Source organism: Hydrogenophaga soli (assembly GCF_054777695.1).
The window spans coordinates 81,574-101,273 of sequence record NZ_BAAHAK010000008.1 but is presented as its reverse complement, the minus strand read 5'-3'; the positions used below and the strand labels follow the sequence as shown (position 1 = coordinate 101,273).

At 70.4% G+C, this 19,700-nt stretch carries 23 protein-coding genes; all 23 read left to right on the top strand.

Annotation, left to right across the window (positions count from 1 at the left end; genetic code table 11):
• Positions 1-63 precede the first annotated feature (63 nt).
• The 23 genes from ACYVB7_RS14810 (at position 64) to ACYVB7_RS14700 (ending at position 19,497) form a co-directional block, all read left to right on the top strand.
• The gene (locus ACYVB7_RS14810; protein WP_460509075.1) at positions 64-1,923 is read left to right on the top strand and encodes a nickel-dependent hydrogenase large subunit; all 1,860 of its coding nucleotides are present in this window, start codon (positions 64-66) and stop codon (positions 1,921-1,923) included.
• A 38-nt stretch (positions 1,924-1,961) separates the two neighbouring features.
• Entirely contained in the window at positions 1,962-2,576 is a 615-nt protein-coding gene (locus tag ACYVB7_RS14805) for a HupE/UreJ family protein (RefSeq protein WP_460509073.1), read from the top strand.
• A gap of 16 nt (positions 2,577-2,592) precedes the next feature.
• A complete protein-coding gene (cybH, locus tag ACYVB7_RS14800; protein WP_460509071.1) occupies positions 2,593-3,339 on the top strand; it encodes a Ni/Fe-hydrogenase, b-type cytochrome subunit in 747 nt (248 codons plus the stop codon).
• An 8-nt stretch (positions 3,340-3,347) separates the two neighbouring features.
• Positions 3,348-3,713: a HigA family addiction module antitoxin gene (locus ACYVB7_RS14795; RefSeq protein ID WP_460509069.1), complete on the top strand. Its 366-nt coding sequence runs from the start codon at positions 3,348-3,350 to the stop codon at positions 3,711-3,713.
• A gap of 31 nt (positions 3,714-3,744) precedes the next feature.
• A complete protein-coding gene (locus tag ACYVB7_RS14790) occupies positions 3,745-4,407 on the top strand; it encodes a HyaD/HybD family hydrogenase maturation endopeptidase (RefSeq protein ID WP_460509318.1) in 663 nt (220 codons plus the stop codon).
• 2 nt (positions 4,408-4,409) lie between these two features.
• Entirely contained in the window at positions 4,410-4,733 is a 324-nt protein-coding gene (locus ACYVB7_RS14785) for a HypC/HybG/HupF family hydrogenase formation chaperone (protein WP_460509067.1), read from the top strand.
• Positions 4,734-4,792: 59 nt separating this feature from the next.
• Positions 4,793-5,269, top strand: a complete 477-nt coding sequence (locus ACYVB7_RS14780; RefSeq protein ID WP_460509065.1) for a thioredoxin domain-containing protein — start codon at positions 4,793-4,795, stop codon at positions 5,267-5,269.
• Between the two features lie 22 nt (positions 5,270-5,291).
• Positions 5,292-6,179, top strand: a complete 888-nt coding sequence (locus tag ACYVB7_RS14775; protein ID WP_460509063.1) for a hydrogenase expression/formation protein — start codon at positions 5,292-5,294, stop codon at positions 6,177-6,179.
• Between the two features lie 8 nt (positions 6,180-6,187).
• Positions 6,188-6,433: a rubredoxin gene (locus ACYVB7_RS14770; RefSeq protein ID WP_460509061.1), complete on the top strand. Its 246-nt coding sequence runs from the start codon at positions 6,188-6,190 to the stop codon at positions 6,431-6,433.
• Positions 6,423-7,034 (top strand): [NiFe]-hydrogenase assembly chaperone HybE, encoded by a 612-nt coding sequence (gene hybE, locus ACYVB7_RS14765; protein ID WP_460509059.1) that lies wholly within the window; start codon positions 6,423-6,425, stop codon positions 7,032-7,034. Before ACYVB7_RS14770 ends, hybE begins: the two co-directional genes overlap by 11 nt.
• Positions 7,031-8,173, top strand: a complete 1,143-nt coding sequence (locus tag ACYVB7_RS14760) for a hypothetical protein (protein ID WP_460509057.1) — start codon at positions 7,031-7,033, stop codon at positions 8,171-8,173. Before hybE ends, ACYVB7_RS14760 begins: the two co-directional genes overlap by 4 nt.
• The gene (locus ACYVB7_RS14755; protein ID WP_460509055.1) at positions 8,166-8,513 is read left to right on the top strand and encodes a hydrogenase maturation nickel metallochaperone HypA/HybF; all 348 of its coding nucleotides are present in this window, start codon (positions 8,166-8,168) and stop codon (positions 8,511-8,513) included. Before ACYVB7_RS14760 ends, ACYVB7_RS14755 begins: the two co-directional genes overlap by 8 nt.
• A gap of 22 nt (positions 8,514-8,535) precedes the next feature.
• A complete protein-coding gene (gene hypB, locus ACYVB7_RS14750; protein ID WP_460509053.1) occupies positions 8,536-9,540 on the top strand; it encodes a P-loop NTPase family protein in 1,005 nt (334 codons plus the stop codon).
• Complete coding sequence (locus ACYVB7_RS14745) at positions 9,537-10,847, top strand: carbamoyltransferase HypF (protein WP_460509051.1); 1,311 nt, start codon at positions 9,537-9,539, stop codon at positions 10,845-10,847. The genes hypB and ACYVB7_RS14745 overlap by 4 nt, the downstream gene beginning before the upstream one ends.
• Positions 10,838-11,086, top strand: coding sequence for a HypC/HybG/HupF family hydrogenase formation chaperone (locus tag ACYVB7_RS14740; RefSeq protein ID WP_460509049.1), 249 nt, complete (start codon positions 10,838-10,840; stop codon positions 11,084-11,086). The genes ACYVB7_RS14745 and ACYVB7_RS14740 overlap by 10 nt, the downstream gene beginning before the upstream one ends.
• Positions 11,083-12,222, top strand: a complete 1,140-nt coding sequence (gene hypD, locus ACYVB7_RS14735) for a HypD family hydrogenase formation protein (protein WP_460509047.1) — start codon at positions 11,083-11,085, stop codon at positions 12,220-12,222. The genes ACYVB7_RS14740 and hypD overlap by 4 nt, the downstream gene beginning before the upstream one ends.
• A 42-nt stretch (positions 12,223-12,264) precedes the next feature.
• Positions 12,265-12,555 (top strand): type II toxin-antitoxin system RelE/ParE family toxin, encoded by a 291-nt coding sequence (locus ACYVB7_RS14730; protein ID WP_460509045.1) that lies wholly within the window; start codon positions 12,265-12,267, stop codon positions 12,553-12,555.
• Positions 12,556-12,564: 9 nt separating this feature from the next.
• Positions 12,565-12,864: a helix-turn-helix domain-containing transcriptional regulator gene (locus tag ACYVB7_RS14725; RefSeq protein WP_460509043.1), complete on the top strand. Its 300-nt coding sequence runs from the start codon at positions 12,565-12,567 to the stop codon at positions 12,862-12,864.
• A gap of 47 nt (positions 12,865-12,911) precedes the next feature.
• The gene (hypE, locus tag ACYVB7_RS14720) at positions 12,912-13,982 is read left to right on the top strand and encodes a HypE family hydrogenase expression/formation protein (protein ID WP_460509041.1); all 1,071 of its coding nucleotides are present in this window, start codon (positions 12,912-12,914) and stop codon (positions 13,980-13,982) included.
• Between the two features lie 10 nt (positions 13,983-13,992).
• On the top strand, positions 13,993-15,489 hold the full coding sequence (locus ACYVB7_RS14715; RefSeq protein ID WP_460509039.1) for a sigma-54-dependent transcriptional regulator: 1,497 nt from the start codon (positions 13,993-13,995) through the stop codon (positions 15,487-15,489).
• Positions 15,486-16,502, top strand: coding sequence for a hydrogenase small subunit (locus tag ACYVB7_RS14710; RefSeq protein ID WP_460509037.1), 1,017 nt, complete (start codon positions 15,486-15,488; stop codon positions 16,500-16,502). Before ACYVB7_RS14715 ends, ACYVB7_RS14710 begins: the two co-directional genes overlap by 4 nt.
• An 82-nt stretch (positions 16,503-16,584) precedes the next feature.
• Positions 16,585-18,033, top strand: a complete 1,449-nt coding sequence (locus ACYVB7_RS14705) for a nickel-dependent hydrogenase large subunit (RefSeq protein WP_460509316.1) — start codon at positions 16,585-16,587, stop codon at positions 18,031-18,033.
• 15 nt (positions 18,034-18,048) lie between these two features.
• A complete protein-coding gene (locus tag ACYVB7_RS14700) occupies positions 18,049-19,497 on the top strand; it encodes an ATP-binding protein (protein ID WP_460509035.1) in 1,449 nt (482 codons plus the stop codon).
• Positions 19,498-19,700 lie beyond the last annotated feature (203 nt).

Here is a 19,700-nt window from a genome sequence, read left to right as displayed (position 1 = left end):
GGCCTTAGCGCTTTTGAATAAAGCGCAAGCAGCTACAAATTAAATAGCACAAGGACTGCCGCCATGGGTGCATACGAAACACAGGGCTTCAAGCTCGACAACACCGGCCGCCGCGTGGTGGTCGATCCGGTCACGCGCATCGAAGGCCACATGCGTTGTGAAGTCAACGTGGACAGCAACAACGTCATCCGCAACGCCGTCTCCACGGGCACCATGTGGCGCGGGCTGGAGGTCATCCTCAAGGGCCGCGACCCGCGCGACGCCTGGGCCTTTGTGGAGCGCATCTGCGGCGTGTGCACCGGCACCCATGCGCTGACCAGCGTGCGGGCGGTGGAAGACGCCCTGGGCATCAAGATCCCCAAAAACGCCCACCTGCTGCGCGAGCTGTTCGACAAGACCCTGCAGGTGCACGACCACGCCGTGCACTTCTACCACCTGCACGCGCTCGACTGGGTGGACGTGGTCAGCGCCCTCAAGGCCGACCCCAAGAAGACCAGCGAGCTGCAACAACTGGTATCGCCCAGCCACCCGCTGTCCAGCCCCGGCTACTTCCGCGACGTGCAGAACCGCCTGAAGAAGTTCGTGGAAAGCGGCCAGCTCGGGCCCTTCATGAACGGCTACTGGGGCAGCAAGGCCTATGTGCTGCCGCCCGAAGCCAACCTGATGGCCGTGACCCACTACCTGGAAGCCCTGGACCTGCAAAAGGACTGGGTGAAGGTGCACACCATCATCGGCGGCAAGAACCCGCACCCCAACTTCCTGGTGGGCGGCGTGCCCTGCGCCATCAACCTCGACGGCGTGGGGGCCTCGGGCGCGCCCATCAACATGGAGCGGCTGAACTTCATCAAGTCGCAGATCGACGCGATGAACGAGTTCGTGAAAAACGTCTACCTGCCCGACGTGCTGGCCATCGGCACCCTGTACAAACACGCGGGCTGGCTGCACGGCGGCGGCCTGTCGGCCACCAACGTGATGGACTACGGCGAGTTCCCCAAGGTCAACTACGACAAGTCCACCGACCAGCTGCCCGGCGGCGTCATCCTGAACGGCAAGTGGGACGAAATCCACCCCATCGACCCGCGCGACCCCGAGCAGGTGCAGGAGTTCATCACCCACAGCTGGTACCAGTACGGCGACGAGACCAAGGGCCTGCACCCCTGGGACGGCGAGACCGTGCCCCACTACAAGCCCGAAGGCCCCAACTTCAAGGGCACCCGCACCGCCATCGAGCACGTGGACGAAAGCGCCAAGTACTCGTGGATCAAGGCCCCGCGCTGGCGCGGCCATGCGGTGGAGGTGGGCCCGCTGTCGCGCTACATCCTGGCCTACGCCCACGCCAGCAAGGGCAACAAATACGCCCAGCGCCCCAAGGAGCAGCTGGAGTTCTCGGCCCAGATGATCAACAGCGCCCTCCCCAAGGCGCTGGGCCTGCCCGAAACGCAGTTCACGTTGAAGCAGCTGCTGCCCACAACAATAGGCCGCACGCTGGCGCGCTGCCTGGAAGGCCAATACTGCGCCGAGATGATGCTGGACGACTACGCCGAACTCATCGCCAACATCAAGGCCGGTGACACCGCCACCGCCAACGTCGAGAAGTGGGACCCCGCCACCTGGCCCAAGGAAGCCAAGGGCGTGGGCACCGTGGCCGCGCCGCGCGGCGGGCTGGCGCACTGGATCAAGATCAAGGACGGCAAGATCGAAAACTACCAGTGCGTGGTGCCCACCACCTGGAACGGCTCGCCCCGCGACCACAAGAACCAGATCGGCGCGTTCGAAGCCAGCCTGCTCAACACCCCCATGGTCAACCCCGAGCAACCGCTGGAAATCCTGCGCACGCTGCACAGCTTCGACCCCTGCCTGGCCTGCTCCACCCACGTGATGAGCCCCGACGGCCAGGAAATGGCCCGCGTCACCGTCCGCTGAGCCCCACGCCCCGTTTCGGCCCCCCACAGGAGACCCACATGCAATCCAAAACCCTTCGCCAAACCCTGCGTGGTGTCGGCGCGACCGCCTTGCTGGCCGCCCTCGCCACCTCCGCCCAGGCCCACACCGGCCACGGCACCCACAGCCTGATGGAAGGGCTGGTCCACCCCTTCGGGGCCGACCACCTGCTGGCCATGCTGGCCGTGGGCGTGTGGTCGGTGTCGGCCCTGCCGCAAGGCAAGGCCTGGTGGGGCCCGGCCGCCTTCATGGCCGCGCTGACGGCCAGCGCCGCCCTGGGCGCCGCCGGGCTGACCGTGCCCCACCTGGAACACGCCATCGCCCTCAGCGTGGTGCTGTTCGGCCTGATGCTGGTGGTGGCCCAACGCCGCCTGCCCGCGGCGCTGGGCCTGGGCCTGGTGGCCGCCGCCGCCTCGCTGCACGGCCTGGCCCACGGGGCCGAAACCCCTGCCACCGGGTTTGCCGGGTACGCCGCAGGCTTTTTGCTGACCACCGCCGCGCTGCACATCAGCGGCGTGGGCGCGGGCCTGGCCATCCGCCGCTGGCTGACCCAGCGCAGCGGCGTGGTGCTGGGCGGCCTGGGTGCGGGCCTGGGCGCTGCGGGCCTGTACCTGTTCGGCCAACTGGCCGCGTGAGACTGGAGGCCCCACCATGTCGGCCACACCGTCCACCCCCCTGTCCGAGCAGAAGTTTGCCGATGTCACCGGCATCGACACCAGTGCCGTGGCCCATGGCCGCAGCATCAAGTCGGTGTACGTGTACGAAGCGCCGGTGCGCGTCTGGCACTGGGTCAACGCCCTCGCCATCACCGTGCTGGCCCTCACAGGCTACTTCATCGGCGTGCCGCTGCCCTCCACCCCCGGCGAAGCCAGCGACCACTACCTGATGGGCTACATCCGCTTCACCCACTTTGCCGCCGGTTACGTGCTGGCCGTGGGCCTGCTGGGCCGCGCCTACTGGGCGCTGGTGGGCAACCACCACGCCCGCGAGCTGTTCACCCTGCCGCTGCTGCGCAAGGCGTACTGGCACGAGGTGCTCATCATGGCCAAGTGGTACCTGTTCCTCATCCCCCGGCCCAGCCAGTACGTGGGGCACAACCCCCTGGCCCGGTTGATGATGTTCTTCGGCTTCCTGCTGCTGTGCCTGTTCATGGTGGTCACCGGCTTTGCGCTGTACAGCGAAGGCGCGGGCATGGGCTCGTGGCAAGACAGGCTGTTTGGCTGGGTCATCCCCCTGTTCGGCCAGAGCCAGGACGTGCACACCTGGCACCGCATGGGCATGTGGGCCATGGTCTGCTTTGTCATGTTCCACATCTACGCCGCCATCCGCGAAGACATCATGGGCCGCCAGAGCATCGTCAGCACCATGATCTCGGGCTTCCGGACGTTTAAAGATTGATGGCCTCCATGGCGCTTCGCCCAGCCTTTCAGCGCCCCGTTGGCGTGCCCGTGCGTGCCCCCGCGCACCCGGGCCGCCTGCTGGCGCGCTACTGCCTGGGGCCGCTGGCCCTGAGCCAGAGCGAGGCCGCCCGCCTGCTGGGCCTGTCGCGCCGCCGCCTGCACGAGCTGGTGCACGGCCAGCGCACCATGACGCCGGACACCGCCATCCGCTGCGCGGCCCTGTTCGGCATCGACGCCGGGTTCTGGCTCACCCGGCAAGCCGCCTGGGACAGCCACCAGGCCTGGCGTCGGCTGCGCTTGGCCGAGCCCACGAGCGCATCCGCTGCGGCCACCGCGTCCGCCGCCCCCTCCTTCTCCCCGCTTCCCCGCTGAGGCCCCCATGCCCGACACCCCGCTGCGCCCCATGGCGTCCGAAACCGCCTGTCACCCCAGGGGTGACACCCCCCCGCCCCGCATCGTGGTGCTGGGCATCGGCAACCTGCTGTGGGCCGACGAAGGCTTTGGCGTGCGCTGCCTCGAAGCCCTGCAACAGCGCTACGACTGCCCGCCGCACGTCACGCTGGTGGACGGCGGCACCCAGGGGCTGTACCTCATCCACCATGTGCAGGACGCCGACCGCCTGCTCATCCTCGACGCCATCGACTACGGTCTGCCCCCCGGCACCCTGAAAGAGGTGCGCGACGACGAAGTGCCCCGCTTCATGGGTGCCAAGAAAATGAGCCTGCACCAGACCGGCTTCCAGGAGGTGCTGGCCCTGGCCCAGCTCACCGGCCACTACCCCGAGCAGGTGCTGCTGATCGGCTGCCAGCCCGAGGAGCTGGAAGACTACGGCGGCAGCCTGCGCCCGGTGGTCAAGACCGCGATGGAAGACGCCCTGGCCCGCGCCGTGGCCCAGCTGACCGCCTGGGGGGCCGCCCCCACCCTGCGCCAGCAGCCCCTGCCCGCCCACCACAGCGTGGTGGACGCCCCGCTGGCCCTCACCCCCTACGAGGCCGAGCGCCCCGCCCCCGATGCCGCCTGCCGCATCGGCGACGAGCGCTTCATGCCCACCGCCGGAGAACACTGACCATGTGCATCGGATGGCCCATGCAAGTGCAACAGGTCGAGCCCGGCCACGCCGTGTGTGAACGCCGGGGCACGGTGCGCCGCGTTCGCACCACCCTGGTGGGCCCCGTGGCCCCTGGCGACTGGCTGCTGGTGTTCCTGGACGACGCCCGCGAGCGCCTGGACCCCCAACGCGCCGCCGAGGTGGACGCCGCCCTGCAACTGCTGGAGCAGGTGGGGCTGGACCCGCAGCACCCCCAACACCTGCCCGCTGCCGACCCCGGCTTTGACCTGCCCTCGCGCTGGAGCCCCGAACAGCTCAAGGCCCTGACCGGCGGCGACGCCTGACCCCTCTTCCCTTCGCAAAACCCACCGCAAAACCAACCCCACACCCACCCACACCCACCATGAGCACCACCCCCGCCACCCTCGCCGACCAGCCCCCGCTGGTGCAACGCCTGGCCCGCGAAACCGCCGCCACCTGGGTGGACGAAGCCACCGTCACCCCCTGGCTGGCCCAGGGCGGCGACCGCGTGGTGCTGCTGGCCGGTGACCCCGTCCGCTTCCCCGAAGGGCAGGACGTGGCCGTGGTGCTGCCCGAGCTGCTCAAGGCCTTCCCCGGTCGCCTGCAGGTGGGCGTGGTGGCCCGCGAACACGAAGACGCGCTGGCCCGCCGCTACGGCTCGCAACGCTGGCCCTCGCTGCTGTTCTTCCGCGACGGCCAGTACGTCACCGCCCTGCCCGGCATGCACGACTGGGACGTGTACCTGCAGCGCGTGGACGAGGCGCTGCAACTGCCGCCCTCGCGCCCGCCCACCGTCGGCATCCCGGTGGTCAACGGCAATGCCACGTCCTCGGCATCTTCCACGTCCTCCTGCCACTGAACCACCCCCCAAGGTCCACCCCATGAAAGCCTTCCCCATCCCCGTGGTGTCGTTCGGCCCCGACGCGCCTGCCGACGACGAAGCCCTGGACTACCTGCCCCTGCCCAAGGACATGGACACCTACCAGCCGCCCGCCCTGCCCGAGCCCGAGGCGCTGAAGCTGCGCCCCGCCGCCCAGGCCGCGCTGGCCGCGGTGCTCGACGCCCTGCAGGCCGTGGCGGAACAGACCCCCGCGCCCGGCACCACCCCCTTCACCCGGGCCGTGCCCCTCAACCACCTGGCCGCCGAAGACCGCGCCCTCATCCACCAGGTGCTGGGCGAAGGGGAAGCCAGCGCCCGCGTGGCCCCCGATGCCGACGGGGTGGAAGTGCACATCCAGGAATCGCTGTTCGCCGGGGTGTGGCGCGTGGTCACCACCCAAGGCAGCACCTGCCTGGACGACCGGGTGGAAGTGGGCGCCGTGCCCCAGGTGCTGCGCGACGTGGCCCGCGCCGACGCGCTGGACCCGCCCGCCCCCTGGCGCGGCGCGCTGCCGCCCGGCGTGCAGAACGCCCCGCTGCTGGTGGACGAGGTGCGCGACCACAGCCGCCGCTGGCAGCCCGGCCAGGTGCCGCAGGTGGTCAACCTCAGCCTGCTGCCCGTCACCCCCGAAGACATCGCCTACCTCGACCACCTGCTGGGCACGGGCCGCATCACCGTGCTGTCGCGCGGCTACGGCAACTGCCGCATCACCAACACCCGGCTGCCCCACGGCTGGCGGGTGGTGTACTACAACGGCATGGACACCGTCATCCTCAACTCGGTCGAGGTGGTGGACGTGCCCGAAGCCGCCCTGGCCGCCCCCGAAGACCTGAGCGACTCGCACGAACGCCTGGCCGACGTGCTGAACTGGCTGCACGAAGCCGCCTGACCCCCGCCATGGACCCCAACCCCTCCCCCCCACGCGGCTTTGAAGGCAGCTACCTGGGCGACCGCAACGCGCTGCGCCCCGGCTCGCGGCTGGAATGCAAAATCTGCTGGTGGGTCTACGACCCCGCGCAGGGCGACCCGCAGTGGCAAATCCCGCCCGGCACCCCTTTTGCCGACCTGCCCGCCCACTGGCGCTGCCCCGAGTGCGACGGCGACCCCGAGCAATTCCTGCTGCTGCCCGACGATGCCGCTTGAACCGCCTGAGCCGCTTGCGCCGCTTGCGCCACTTCTGTCCGACTGGGTGGCCCGCCTGCACGCCCACCACCAGGCCGTGCTGGACGGCCCCATGCGCGGTCTGCCCGTGGTCCACCCCCACCTGCGCGTGCAGGCCGTGGGCTGGACCTGGGTGGACGGTGCCCCCCCCGACGCGCCGGTGGCCGAAGGCCTGCTCATCACCCCCTGGTGCATGAACCTGGTGCGCCTGCACGCCGCCGCGCCCCCCGGCGCCACCCCGGGGGCCAGGCGCTCCCACGCCTTCGGCACCGAACGTTTTGACTTCATCGGGGCCGCTGTGGAAGGATGCGGCTGGATGGAAACCTGCAGCCTGTTCTCACCCATGGCCGACTTTGCCGACCACGCCCAGGCCCTGGCCACCGCCGAAGCGGTGCTGGCCCAGCTGCGCCCCGCGCCCGCAGCATCACCCGTGGCGTCACCCGCGGCCTCCGCCCACCCCGCAGCACCCGCCCCTGCACCCGCCCCTGCCAGGCGCCCCGGCACTGGCACTGCCCAAGCCCCGGTCAACACCTCCCGGCGGCGCTGGCTGCTGGGTGGCCGGGCCACCGGGGGCGCGGCATGAGCCTGGGCACGCTTTCGGCGGGCGAGGTGCTGCTGCGCCCGGGCCAGCCCGTGGGCCACAACGTGCAGTTGCAGCGCCCCGCCTGGGTGCAACCCCTCACCCGCGGACGCCTGGCCACCGAGGTGCCCGGCCTGCTGGCCGCGGTGTTCAACCTGTGCGGGCAGTCGCACCGCCTGTGCAGCCAGCTGGCCCTGAGCGCCGCCGGGGCCTTGCCCGCCCCCGACCCCGTGGCCCTGGCCGAGTCCCTGCGGCGCGAGGCCGCCACCGAGCACCTGCGCCGCATCGCCATTGACTGGCCGCGCCTGCTCGACCCCGCCCACGCCCAAGCCGCCGAAGGGCTGGTGCGCCAACTGGCCACCAGCCCGCTGCTGGCCCACGCCACCGCCACGGCAGGCCCCGCCGCCCCCCTCAGCGCCGCCGACTGGCAAGTCCAACGAGCGTGGCTGGAAGCCCATGTGCTGGGCATGCCCCCGCGCACCTGGTGGGACGCCTGGCGGCTCAACGCCGCCGACTGGCTGCACCACTGGACCCGGCACACCCCCGGCTGGCTGCCCCGCCTGCTGGCCCGCGCCGCCGCCGCCCCCACGGTGTGGACGCTGCGCCCCGAACAGGCCCTGGCGGTACCCGGCCCAGGCGCGGCCACCGCCGCCCACACCGGCTGCTGGACCCGCGTGGCCGACGGCCCCGTGCGTGCGCTGGACGAATGGGCCTTGCTGGGTGCCCGCGTGGCCGACCTGGTGGCCCTGTGCCTGGACGACGGCTCGCCCGCCACCGGCCCCCGGCGGCTGCGCTGGGGCACCCAGGCCGCGGACGATGGTGCATCCACCTCCGCCCTGGCCTGGGTGGAGATGGCCCGCGGCCTGCTGGTGCACCGTGTGGTGGTTGGCAAAACACCCGACAACGCGCCAGACACCACGCCGCATCGGGTGCACCATGGCGAGGTGCACGCCCCCACCGATTGCAACCTTCACCCGCAAGGCGAAGTGGCCCACGCCCTCGCCACCTGCACCGAACCCGGCACCCTGCGCACCCGCCAGGTGCAGCGGCTGATGGCGGCCTTCGACCCCTGTGTGCCCTTCCGCCTGGACGACACCATGACCCACAACCACCACCCCGCCCCGGAGGCCCCCCATGCATGAAGCCAGCCTGGCCGGAGGCGTGCTGCAATTGGTGGAGCAGGCCGCCGCCCGCGACCCGTTCACCCGCGTGCTGTCGCTGCGGCTGGAGGCGGGGCAGCTCTCGGGCGTGGACATCCAGGCCCTGCGTTTTTCGCTGGAAGCCCTGGCCCCCGGTACGCTGCTGGAAGGGGCCAGAATCGACATCGACGAGCCGCCCGGACAGGCCTGGTGCCTGCCCTGCGGCACCCAGGTGGCCCTGCCACAGCGGGGCATGGCCTGCCCCCAGTGTGGCGGCCACCAGCTGCAACCCACGGGCGGCACCGAGCTGCGCGTGGTGGACCTGCAAGTCAGTGACACTTGAGTACCTTGGAAGGAAACCCATCATGTGTGTCGTGTGTGGATGCAGTGGGCACGGCCCCACCCTCGAAGCCACCCCCAACCCGGCCACGGCGCCAGCCGGGGCCGTCAGCACCGGCGTGGGCACCCCGTCGGCGCAAGACCTGCACTTCGGCCTGGGCGAAGCCAAGGTGTCGGTGCCGGGCCTCAGCCAAACGCGCACCGTGCAGATCGAGGCCGACATCCTCGGCGCCAACGACCGTGTGGCCGCCCGCAACCGCCAGCACTTTGCCGCGCACGGCGTGACCGCGCTCAACCTGGTCAGCAGCCCCGGCTCGGGCAAAACCACGCTGCTGTGCGCCACCATCGAGGCGCTGCGCGCCCGCCACCCGCAACTGGCCACCGCGGTGATCGAAGGCGACCAGCAGACCAGCTTCGACGCCGACCGCATCCGCGCCACCGGCGCCCCGGCCATCCAGGTCAACACCGGCAAGGGCTGCCACCTCGACGCGCCCATGGTGGCCGCCGCCTTCGAGCGCCTGCACCACGGCCACGGCCCTGAGGGGCACGACCACGACCACGGCCACACCCATGCGGCGTCGCCCCAGTTGCTGTTCATCGAGAACGTGGGCAACCTGGTGTGCCCCGCGCTGTGGGACCTGGGCGAAGCCGCCATGGTGGCCATCCTCTCGGTCACCGAGGGCGAGGACAAACCGCTGAAGTACCCCGACCTGTTCGCCGCCTCCACGCTGATGGTGCTCAACAAGATCGACCTGCTGCCGCATGTGCGCTTTGACGTGGACCGCTGCATCGCGCTGGCGCGGCAGGTCAACCCGTCCATCCAGGTCATCCAGGTGTCGGCCACCACCGGCCAGGGCATGGACGACTGGCTGCACTGGCTGGAGCACCGCGTGCCCGCCCTGGCCCACGGTCACCACCACCACGGCCATGCCCACGACCACAGCCACGACACCCCGGCCACCGAAGCCGCCCTGCGCCAGCGCGTGGCCGAGCTGGAGGCCGAACTGGCCCGCCTGAAATCCACCGCATGACCCCACCCGGCATGACCCTGCCTGTTCTGGCCCTGGGGGCCTGGCTCAAGAACACCGCCTGCCTGGCCCGCTGGGGGGCGCAGCCGTCGGTGACGTGGTCGGACGCGCACGGCGACCTGTCCGACCCCGACGCCTGCCGGGCGCTGGAGGCCTCGGCCCAGGCGCTGCTGGCCCAGGCCGGCCCTGGCGGTGTGGCCGCCATCGCCCACGACCTGCACCCCGACTTTTTCAGCACCCAACTGGCCGTGCGCCTGGCCCAGCAACTGGGCGTGCCCGCCGTGGGCGTGCAGCACCACCACGCCCATGTGGCGGCGGTGGCCGCCGAGTGGGACTTCAAAGACCCTGCCGACACGGCGCACCCCCAAGCCTGGCTGGGCCTGGCGCTGGACGGCGTGGGCCTGGGCACCGACGGCACCGCCTGGGGCGGCGAACTGCTGGCCGTGCACAGCGCCGCCACGGGAGCCCCTGCGGGCACGCCGCCCGGCTGGCAACGCCTGGGCCACCTGCAGACCCTGGCGCTGCCCGGCGGCGACAAGGCCGCCCGCGAGCCTTGGCGCATGTTGGCCGCATCGCTACATATTTCAGAGCACCCTGCGCTTTTGGAACAAGCGCTGGAGGCCAAATTCTCTTCAAAGCTGTCCCACACCCAGGTGGCCACCGTGGCGCAGATGCTGGCCCGTGGCCTGAACTGCCCGCCCACCACCAGCGCCGGGCGCTGGTTCGACGCCGCCGCCGCCGCGCTGGGCCTGTGCGGCTGGCAGCACGACGAGGCCGAGGCCGCCCAGGCGCTGGAACGCGCCGCCACCGCCGCGCTGGCCAACGAGGCTACGCCCACAGAGCAGGCCACACCGCCTGACCAGCAAGCCCTGCCCACCGCCCGCTGGACCGACTCAGCCGCCCCGCCCGCTGCCGACGCAGACACCGAGGCCCCACCCCGCGTGCTGGAACTGGCCCCGCTGGTGCAGGCCCTGTGCGCCGTGGACGCCACCGACACCGCCGCCGTGCGACGCGCCGCGGCGGCCTTTCACCGGGCGCTGGCCGATGCGCTGGTGGCCGGGGTGCTGCACGCCCGCGAGCACTGGCGCGGCCCCGGCCCGGCCCCCCACCGCGTGGCGTTGAGCGGGGGCTGCTTCTTCAACCGCCTGCTGCGCGAACGTGTGCAGCACGGCCTGCACACCGCCGGGCTGGTCACCGCCTTGCCCACCCACCGCGGCTGCGGCGACGCCGGTCTGGCCCTGGGCCAGGCCTGGGTGGCGTGGCAGCACCGCGTGCATTCACCCCACCAGGAGTTGTTGTCATGTGTTTAGCCATTCCGGCCCGTGTGGTCGAACGACTGGAGGGCGACCAGGCCACCGTGGACCTGGGCGGCATCCGCAAAACCATCTCGCTGGCCCTGGTGCCCGAGGCCCAGGTGGGGGACTACGTCATCGTCCACGTGGGCCATGCCATCGGCCTGCTGGACCCCGAGGAGGCCGAGCGCACCCTGGCGCTGTTTGCCGAGCTGAGCGAGCAGCAGAGCGCAGAACAGAACGGGGCCGCGCCATGAAGTACATCGACGAGTTCCGCAACGGCGACCTGGCCCGCCACATTGCCGAACGCATCCGCGCCGAGGTGCAGCCCGACCGTGCCTACCGCTTCATGGAGTTCTGCGGCGGCCACACGCATGCCATCAGCCGCTATGGCGTGCTGGAGCTGCTGCCGCCCAACCTGCGCATGATCCACGGCCCCGGCTGCCCGGTGTGTGTGCTGCCCATCGGGCGCGTGGACATGGCCATTGACCTGGCGCTGAACCACCCCGTCACGCTGTGCACCTACGGCGACACGATGCGCGTGCCCGCCAGCGGCAGCCTGTCGCTCACCAAGGCCAAGGCGCGTGGGGCCGACATCCGCATGGTGTATTCCGCCGCCGACGCACTGGCCTTGGCGCAAGCGCAGCCTGAGCGCCAAGTGGTGTTTTTTGCCATCGGTTTCGAAACCACCACACCGCCCACCGCGCTGGTCATCCGCGACGCGGCGCGGCTGGGCCTGAGCAACTTCAGCGTGATGTGCAACCACGTGCTCACGCCCCCGGCCATCCGCGCCATCCTCGACGGTGCACCCGCGGGCTCCACCGCAGAGCTGGACGGGTTTGTGGGCCCGGCGCATGTGAGCGTGGTCATTGGCTCCGACCCCTACGCCCGTTTTGCCCGCGAGTACCGCAAGCCGGTGGTGATTGCCGGCTTCGAACCGCTGGACGTGTTGCAGGCCATTCTGATGCTGGTGCGTCAGGTCAACGAAGGCCGGGCCGAGGTGGAAAACGAGTTCACCCGCGCCGTCACCCCGCAGGGCAACCTGAACGCCCAGCAGGTGATGGACGATGTGTTCGAGCTGCGCGACGCCTTCGAGTGGCGCGGCCTGGGCACCATGCCGCTGTCGGCGCTGCGCATCCGCGAGCGCTACCGCAGCTTCGACGCCGAAGACCGCTTCGGCCTGAGCTACCGCACCGTGCCCGACAACAAGGCCTGCGAGTGCGGCGCCATCCTGCGCGGCGTCAAACGCCCGCAGGACTGCGCCATCTTCGGCACCGTCTGCACCCCCGAAAACCCGGTGGGCTCGTGCATGGTCTCCAGCGAGGGGGCCTGCGCCGCGCACTACACCTATGGGCGGCATCGGGATCAAGACGCACAGAGTGCATCCGCCTGACATCCGTTTGACCGCATGTAGCCACATGGCTACGATTTGCCCATGTTTCAAATCCGCAAAACCGATGCGTATGCCACGTGGATCGATGCCCTTCGCGATCTCCGGGGGCGCGCCCGCATCATGATTCGGATCGAACGGCTGGCGGCAGGCAACCCTGGCGATGTCAAACCCGTGGGCGAAGGCGTTTCCGAGTTGCGCATCGACGTTGGCCCTGGCTATCGCGTCTATTTCACGCAGCGAGGCCAGGAGGTCATCGTTCTTCTGGCCGGGGGCGACAAATCATCCCAAGCCGCAGACATCAAAACCGCCCTGCGCCTCGCTCGCAACCTGTAGGAGTCACTCATGGCCAAAACAACCACATCCCGCTACGACGTTGCCGAACATCTGCGCACCCCCGAAGAAATGGCCGCCTATCTGGAGGCCTGCTTTGAGGAAGCACCCGGCGACGCCGCCTTCATCGCCAAGGCGCTGGGCGACATCGCCCGCGCCCAAGGCATGTCACAAGTCGCTCGCGATGCGGGGCTGTCGCGCGAAAGCCTGTACAAGGCCCTGTCTGGCGAACGAGCCCCTGGTTTCGACACCATCCTCAAGGTCATGGCAGCCTTGGGACTGAAATTGCACGCGGAAGCGGCCTCGAACTGAGCCCCAAATCCCAAATCGCCCACCGGCAACAAGGAAAGAGTTGCACCATGAGCACTCAAACACCCCGCCCCTCCTACACCCGCCCGCTGGACATCAAACGCGGCCGGGTGGACATGAGCCACGGGGCCGGGGGCAAGGCCTCGGCCCAGCTCATCGAAGAGCTGTTCCTGCCCGAGCTGGACAACCCCTTCCTGCGCCAGGGTGACGACGGCGCACGCCTGTCCATCCCGCCTGAGTTGGCAGGGGGGCAACTGGTGATGGCAACCGATGCCCATGTGGTCTCGCCGCTGTGGTTCCCGGGTGGCGACCTGGGCTGCCTGGCGGTGCACGGCACCGTGAACGACGTGGCCATGCTGGGGGCCCGGGTGCTGTACCTCAGCGCCGCCTTCATCCTGGAAGAAGGCTTCCCCCTGGCCGACCTGCAACGCCTGGTGCGCAGCCTGGGCCAAGCCGCCCGCGAGGCCGGGGTGCCCGTGGTCACCGGCGACACCAAGGTGGTGGAGCGCGGCAAGGGCGACGGGGTGTTCATCAGCACCACCGGCGTGGGTGTGGTGCCGCCGGGTGTGCACATCAGCGGCGCCCACGCCCGGGTGGGCGACGTGGTGCTGCTGTCGGGGACGGTGGGTGACCACGGCGTGGCCGTGATGTCGCAGCGCGAGTCGCTGTCCTTCGACACGCAAATCGTCAGCGACACCGCCGCCCTGCACACGCTGGTGCAGGCGCTGCTGGACGCCGCCCCGGGCGCGGTGCGCACCCTGCGCGACCCCACCCGCGGCGGGGTGGCCACCACGCTCAACGAAATCGCCCGCCAGTCGGGTGTGGGCATGCGCTTGCAGGAGGCCGCCATCCCCATCAAACCCCAGGTGGAAGCTGCCTGCGAACTGCTGGGGCTGGACCCGCTGTACGTGGCCAACGAGGGCAAGCTGCTGGCCATCGTCGCCCCCGAGGCCGCCGAGGCCGCGCTGGCCGCGCTGCGCGCCCACCCGCTGGGGCGCGATGCGGCCCGCATCGGCGTGGTCACCGAAGACCCCCACCACTTTGTGCAGATGGACACCCGCTTTGGCGGCAGGCGCGTGGTGGACTGGCTCAGCGGCGAGCAGCTGCCGCGCATTTGCTGATCCGATGAACATGCCCTTGCCCCCGCTCCGTCTGCCCGCCGTGCTGGTGGTGGACGACGAGGTGCGCTCGCAAGACGCCATTCGCCGCACGCTGGACGAGGACTTTGAAGTCTTCTGCGCCAGCAGTGCCGACGAGGCCCGCGACCGGATGGAGCGCCTGGGCGTGACCGTGATCCTGTGCGACCAGCGCATGCCCGGCACCAGCGGCGTGCAGTTCCTGAAAGAGGTGCGCCAGCGCTGGCCGGAGACGGTGCGCATCGTCATCTCGGGCTACACCGACAGCGAAGACATCATTGCCGGCATCAACGACGCGGGCATCTACCAGTACATCCTCAAGCCCTGGTCGCCCGAGCACCTGCTGGAGAGCGTGCGCAACGCCGTGGAGGCCCAGGCCCTGCAACGCCAGACCCAGCGGCTGGACCTGGAGCTGCGCACCAGCACCCCGGTGCTGCGCCAGCGCACCACCCAGCAGCTGGATCAGGCGCGCCACCGCTTTGGCTTTGACCGCCTGGTGCGCGCGCCCGACAGCCCGCTCAACACCGTGTGCGAGCTGGCCGCCCGCGCCGCCCGCTACGACCTGAGCGTGCTCATCCTGGGCGAATCGGGCACCGGCAAGGAGCTGCTGGCCCGCGCCATCCACTACGCCTCGCCGCGCCAGCAAGGGCCGTTCGAGGTGGAAAACTGCGCCGCCATCCCCGACACACTGCTGGAGTCCGAGCTGTTCGGGCACAAGCGCGGGGCCTTCACCGGTGCCTACGAAGACCACACCGGCCTGTTCCAGCGCGCCCACGGTGGCACGGTGTTCCTGGACGAGATCGGCGAAACCTCGCCCGCCTTCCAGGTCAAGCTCCTGCGCGTGCTGCAAGAGGGCGAGGTGCGCCCCGTGGGCGCGGCGCGCCCGGTGCCCGTCAATGTGCGGGTGCTGGCCGCCACCCACCGCCAGCTGGAGCAGCGCGTGGCCGACGGCCTGTTCCGCGAAGACCTGTACTACCGCCTGGCGGGCCTGACCCTCACCATGCCGCCGCTGCGCGAACGGGTGGCCGACATCCCGCCCATCGCCCGCCAACTGGTGCAGGAGGTGGCCACCGAACTGGGCCACCCCGGGGCCGCGCTGTCCGACGACACCCTGGCCTGCTTCATGGCCTATGCCTGGCCCGGCAACATCCGCGAGCTGCGCAACGAAATCGCCCGCGCCCTGGCGCTGAGCGACGCGCTGCACCAAGGCAGCGACGGCACGCCCCGCGTCATGCCCAACGCCCTGTCGGCGCGGGTGCTGCAAGGCGCGGGGGCCGGGGGCGGCAAACCCACAGGGCCCAGCCTGCCCGGCTGGAACCCGGCCCTGGGCCAGGGCACGCTGGCCGAACGGCTGGACGTGGTCGAAGCCCTGGTGCTGCGCGAAACCCTGCTGCGCCACCGCTGGAACAAGACCCGCGCCGCCAAGGAGCTGGGCCTGTCCCGCGTGGGCCTGCGCAGCAAGATGCAACGCCTGGGACTGGAGGGCACATGACAACCACCACCCCCACGCTCAACGTGCTGTGGCTGCAATCGGGCGGTTGCGGGGGCTGCAGCATGTCGCTGCTCAACGCCGACACGCCCGACTTCTTCCGCCACCTGCGCAGCGCGGGCATTGAGCTGCTGTGGCACCCCTCGCTGTCCATGGCCTGTGGCGACGAGCTGGTGGAGCTGCTGGACCGCATCGAACGCGGCGAACAGGCGCTGGACGTGCTGTGTGTGGAAGGCGCTGTGCTGCGCGGCCCGCATGGCAGCGGGCGCTTTCACGTGCTGGCGGGCACCGGCGTGCCCATGATGTCCTGGCTGCAACGCCTGGTCCCCCGCGCCAAACATGTGCTGGCGGTGGGCAGTTGCGCGGCCTGGGGCGGCATCACCGCCGGGGGCAGCAACCCCACCGACGCCTGCGGCCTGCAGTTCGACGACGAGCAGCCCGGCGGCCTGCTGGGCCCGCACTTCCGGGCGCTGGGCGGGCTGCCTGTGGTCAACGTGGCCGGTTGCCCCACCCACCCCCAGTGGGTGCTGGACACCCTGATGGCCCTGGCCGCCCACACCTTCGGCCCCGACGACCTGGACGCCCTGCACCGCCCCCGCTCGTATGCCGACCAGCTGGTGCACCACGGCTGCAACCGCAACGAGTACTACGAGTTCAAGGCCAGTTCCGAAAAGCCCTCTGACCTGGGCTGCATGATGGAACACATGGGCTGCAAGGGCACCCAGGTGCATGCCGACTGCAACATCCGCTCATGGAACGGCGACGGCTCGTGCACCCAGGGCGGCTACGCCTGCATTGCCTGCACCGAACCGGGCTTCCAGAGCCCTGGCCACCCGTTTCACCAGACGCCCAAGCTGGCCGGCATCCCCATCGGCCTGCCCACCGACATGCCCAAGGCCTGGTTCGTGGCGCTGGCCTCGCTGTCCAAGAGCGCCACGCCCAAACGCGTCAAAGTCAATGCCGCGGCCGACCACCTGGTGGTCAAACCCGCCATCCGCAAAACCCGCCTGAGCTGACCGCCTCCGCATGCCCTCCCGACGCGCCCCACCACCAGCCCCCGCCACGCCGCCTGCGCCCAGCGCCAGCCGCCGCGTGCTGATGGGGCCGTTCAACCGCGTGGAGGGCGACCTGGAGGTGCACCTGGACGTGCGCGACGGCGCGGTGGCCACCGCCCACGTCAATGCGCCCATGTACCGGGGGTTCGAGCAGATCCTGCGTGGCAAACACCCGCACGACGCGCTGGTGTTTGTGCCGCGCATCTGCGGCATCTGCTCGGTGTCGCAGTCGGTGGCCGCGGCCCGGGCGCTGGCCGACCTGGCCGGGGTGCAGCCGCCCCCCAACGGGCAGCGGGCCACCAACCTCATGCTGGCCGTGGAAAACATGGCCGACCACCTGACGCATTTCCACGTCTTTTTCATGGCCGACTTCTGCCGGGCCGACTACGCGCAACGCCCCTGGTTTGCCGAGGTGCTGCGCCAGTGGCAACCCGAGCAGGGCGAACAGGTGCGCGCCGCGCTGGCCGCCCGCCAGCGCTGGTTCACGCTGATGGGCACGCTGGGCGGCAAGTGGCCCCACACCCAGTCGTTGGAGCCCGGGGGCACCTCTCGCGCCATCGACGCGGGCGAGCGCATCCGCCTGCTGGCCCGGGTGCGCGAGTTCCGCGCTTACCTGGAAGACCGGCTGTTTGCCGCCCCGCTGGAGGCCATCAACGCCCTGCACAACGAAGACGCCCTGTGGGCCTGGCACGCCAGCGCCCCGGCCCACCACGGCGGGGCCTTGCGCCTGTTCCTGACCGTGGCGCACGACACCGGCCTGCACCGCCTGGGGGCTGGGCCGGGCCGCTACCTCAGCTTTGGGGCCTACCCCGGTGCCGACGGCACGCCTGCCCTGGGCCGCGGCCTGTGGGACGCCGCCACGCGGCAGGCCCAGCCGCTGGACGCCAGCGCCATTGCCGAAGACGCCACCCACGCCTGGCTGGCCGACGGCCCCGGTGCCCTGCACCCCTGGCAGGGACAAACCGACCCGCAGCCCGACAAGCCCGACGCCTACACCTGGAACAAGGCCCCCCGCCTGGGTGGCCAGGTGGTGGAAACCGGGGCCATTGCCCGCCAGTTGCTCAGCGGCCACCCGCTGGTGCTGGATGCGGTGGCCCGCCACGGTGGCACCGTCTACACCCGGGTGCTGGCCCGCCTGCTGGAGCTGGCCCGTGTGGTGCCGCTGATGGAGCAATGGCTGGCCGAGCTGCGCCCGGACGACCCCTTTTGCCACCCCGCCCCCCTGCCCGACGAGGGCCAGGGCGCGGGCCTGTCCGAAGCCGCCCGGGGGGCGCTGGGCCACTGGCTCACGGTGCACCAGGGCAAGCTGGCCAACTACCAGATCGTGGCGCCCACCAGCTGGAACTTCTCACCGCGCGACGCCGAGGGCACCCCGGGCGCCCTGGAGCAGGCCCTGCAAGGCGTGCCCGTGGCCGACGGCGACCGCAACCCCGTGGCCGTGCAGCATGTGGTGCGCTCGTTCGACCCCTGCATGGTCTGCACGGTGCACTGAGCCCAACCCACCGCCATGGCCCCGCGTTCCGCCCCACCGCCACCGCCCCCCGGCACCGAGGGGCCTGCGCCCACCCCCGTGCCGCCCGGGGCGGCGCTGCTGGGTGGGCAGCACACACTGGACGGGGTGGACGAATCGACTTGGCTGGACGTGATCCACAAGATGGACGAGGTGTACTCCCGCCTGATCGACGACGAGGTGGCGCTGGAGCAAAAGAACACCGAGCTGGAGCAGTCGCAGCAGTTCATCATCAGCGTGCTGTCGTCCATGTCCGACGTGCTGGTGGTGTGCGACGAGGACGGCCACATCGAGCAAGCCAACGCCGCGCTGTGCGAGCTGGTGGGCCTGGACGAAAAATCCCTGCGGGGGCGCTCGCTGCACAGCCTGATGGCCGACGAGGACAGCGCCCGTCGCGTGGGCCACACCATGGCCCGCATTGGCAGCGGCCGCGCCGCCGAGGCGGTGGAACTGAACCTGCTGGACCCCCAGCGCCAACCCGTGCCGGTGGAGGCCAACTGCACCCCCCGCGTGGGCGCGCAAGGGCGGCGCATGGGCACGGTGTGGGTGGGGCGGCCCATGGGCGAACTCAAACGCGCCTACCGCGAGCTGCAAACCGCCCACGACGCCCTCAAACGCACCCAGCAGCAGCTGGTGCACTCGGAAAAAATGGCCTCGCTAGGCCAACTGGTGGCCGGGGTGGCCCACGAGCTGAACAACCCCATCAGCTTCGTGCTGGGCAATGTGCACGCCTTGCGCAAGTACTGCACCCGCCTGCAGCAGTACCTGGCCGCACACGAACAGGGCCAGCCGCCCGAACAGGTACAGGCGCTGGGCCAGCAACTGCGCATTGCCCATCTGCTGGCCGACCTGCCCTCGCTGCTGGACGGCACGCTGGAGGGCGCGCAGCGCACCGCCGACATCGTGCAGGGGCTGAAACGGTTTTCAGCCCGCGACAGCGAGGCCCAGACCACCGTCAACCTGGTGGGCGTGGTGGAACGGGCCATCCACTGGGTGCAAAAGGGCTCGGGCCAGTCCATCCCCATCCACTGCATGGCGCCGCCCGAGACGCTGGTGCGCGGCAGCGCAGGCCAGCTGCAGCAGGTGCTGATGAACCTGCTGCAAAACGCGCTGGACGCCGTGCAGCCCGGCGCATCCCCCCGCAGCCCGGCAGACCCTCAGGTGCAGGTGGTGGTGACGGGCGACGCCCACACCGTGCGCGTGCACGTCAGCGACAACGGGCCGGGCATTGCGCCCGAACACCTGGGCCGCCTGTTCGACCCCTTCTTCACCACCAAGCCCGTGGGCAAGGGCACGGGGCTGGGCCTGTCCATCAGCTACGGCATCGTGGAGCAGCACCAGGGCCGTCTGAGCGCCCACAACCGCGTGGACGGTGGGGCGGAGTTCACGTTGGAGTTGCCCCGATTGAGCAATATCAATTCGATAGCGGCCCACACTTCAAGTTAAAGCGCCAAGTGCCGATAGCACCTTTAAGCACGCTGCCGAAACATCCTGGGCTTGACGCCTTGTTTGAATGCGTTAGAGTGCCCAGCAGTTAGTTTTTGTTCACATAAATCAGACCGCAGCACCCGTGTTCAAGGGGCATGCGGCTCATGCGGGGAGGAAGGTTCAATGCATTGAATCTGGCCATTGGCCAACCACACCACATT

What these genes read in the sequence shown, in the direction of transcription:
- ACYVB7_RS14810 (WP_460509075.1), top strand. Translation starts at nt 64, where the DNA reads ATGGGTGCATACGAAACACAGGGCTTCAAGCTCGACAACACCGGCCGC.
- ACYVB7_RS14805 (WP_460509073.1), top strand. Translation starts at nt 1,962, where the DNA reads ATGCAATCCAAAACCCTTCGCCAAACCCTGCGTGGTGTCGGCGCGACC.
- cybH (WP_460509071.1), top strand. Translation starts at nt 2,593, where the DNA reads ATGTCGGCCACACCGTCCACCCCCCTGTCCGAGCAGAAGTTTGCCGAT.
- ACYVB7_RS14795 (WP_460509069.1), top strand. Translation starts at nt 3,348, where the DNA reads ATGGCGCTTCGCCCAGCCTTTCAGCGCCCCGTTGGCGTGCCCGTGCGT.
- ACYVB7_RS14790 (WP_460509318.1), top strand. Translation starts at nt 3,745, where the DNA reads ATGGCGTCCGAAACCGCCTGTCACCCCAGGGGTGACACCCCCCCGCCC.
- ACYVB7_RS14785 (WP_460509067.1), top strand. Translation starts at nt 4,410, where the DNA reads ATGTGCATCGGATGGCCCATGCAAGTGCAACAGGTCGAGCCCGGCCAC.
- ACYVB7_RS14780 (WP_460509065.1), top strand. Translation starts at nt 4,793, where the DNA reads ATGAGCACCACCCCCGCCACCCTCGCCGACCAGCCCCCGCTGGTGCAA.
- ACYVB7_RS14775 (WP_460509063.1), top strand. Translation starts at nt 5,292, where the DNA reads ATGAAAGCCTTCCCCATCCCCGTGGTGTCGTTCGGCCCCGACGCGCCT.
- ACYVB7_RS14770 (WP_460509061.1), top strand. Translation starts at nt 6,188, where the DNA reads ATGGACCCCAACCCCTCCCCCCCACGCGGCTTTGAAGGCAGCTACCTG.
- hybE (WP_460509059.1), top strand. Translation starts at nt 6,423, where the DNA reads ATGCCGCTTGAACCGCCTGAGCCGCTTGCGCCGCTTGCGCCACTTCTG.
- ACYVB7_RS14760 (WP_460509057.1), top strand. Translation starts at nt 7,031, where the DNA reads ATGAGCCTGGGCACGCTTTCGGCGGGCGAGGTGCTGCTGCGCCCGGGC.
- ACYVB7_RS14755 (WP_460509055.1), top strand. Translation starts at nt 8,166, where the DNA reads ATGCATGAAGCCAGCCTGGCCGGAGGCGTGCTGCAATTGGTGGAGCAG.
- hypB (WP_460509053.1), top strand. Translation starts at nt 8,536, where the DNA reads ATGTGTGTCGTGTGTGGATGCAGTGGGCACGGCCCCACCCTCGAAGCC.
- ACYVB7_RS14745 (WP_460509051.1), top strand. Translation starts at nt 9,537, where the DNA reads ATGACCCCACCCGGCATGACCCTGCCTGTTCTGGCCCTGGGGGCCTGG.
- ACYVB7_RS14740 (WP_460509049.1), top strand. Translation starts at nt 10,838, where the DNA reads ATGTGTTTAGCCATTCCGGCCCGTGTGGTCGAACGACTGGAGGGCGAC.
- hypD (WP_460509047.1), top strand. Translation starts at nt 11,083, where the DNA reads ATGAAGTACATCGACGAGTTCCGCAACGGCGACCTGGCCCGCCACATT.
- ACYVB7_RS14730 (WP_460509045.1), top strand. Translation starts at nt 12,265, where the DNA reads ATGTTTCAAATCCGCAAAACCGATGCGTATGCCACGTGGATCGATGCC.
- ACYVB7_RS14725 (WP_460509043.1), top strand. Translation starts at nt 12,565, where the DNA reads ATGGCCAAAACAACCACATCCCGCTACGACGTTGCCGAACATCTGCGC.
- hypE (WP_460509041.1), top strand. Translation starts at nt 12,912, where the DNA reads ATGAGCACTCAAACACCCCGCCCCTCCTACACCCGCCCGCTGGACATC.
- ACYVB7_RS14715 (WP_460509039.1), top strand. Translation starts at nt 13,993, where the DNA reads ATGCCCTTGCCCCCGCTCCGTCTGCCCGCCGTGCTGGTGGTGGACGAC.
- ACYVB7_RS14710 (WP_460509037.1), top strand. Translation starts at nt 15,486, where the DNA reads ATGACAACCACCACCCCCACGCTCAACGTGCTGTGGCTGCAATCGGGC.
- ACYVB7_RS14705 (WP_460509316.1), top strand. Translation starts at nt 16,585, where the DNA reads ATGGGGCCGTTCAACCGCGTGGAGGGCGACCTGGAGGTGCACCTGGAC.
- ACYVB7_RS14700 (WP_460509035.1), top strand. Translation starts at nt 18,049, where the DNA reads ATGGCCCCGCGTTCCGCCCCACCGCCACCGCCCCCCGGCACCGAGGGG.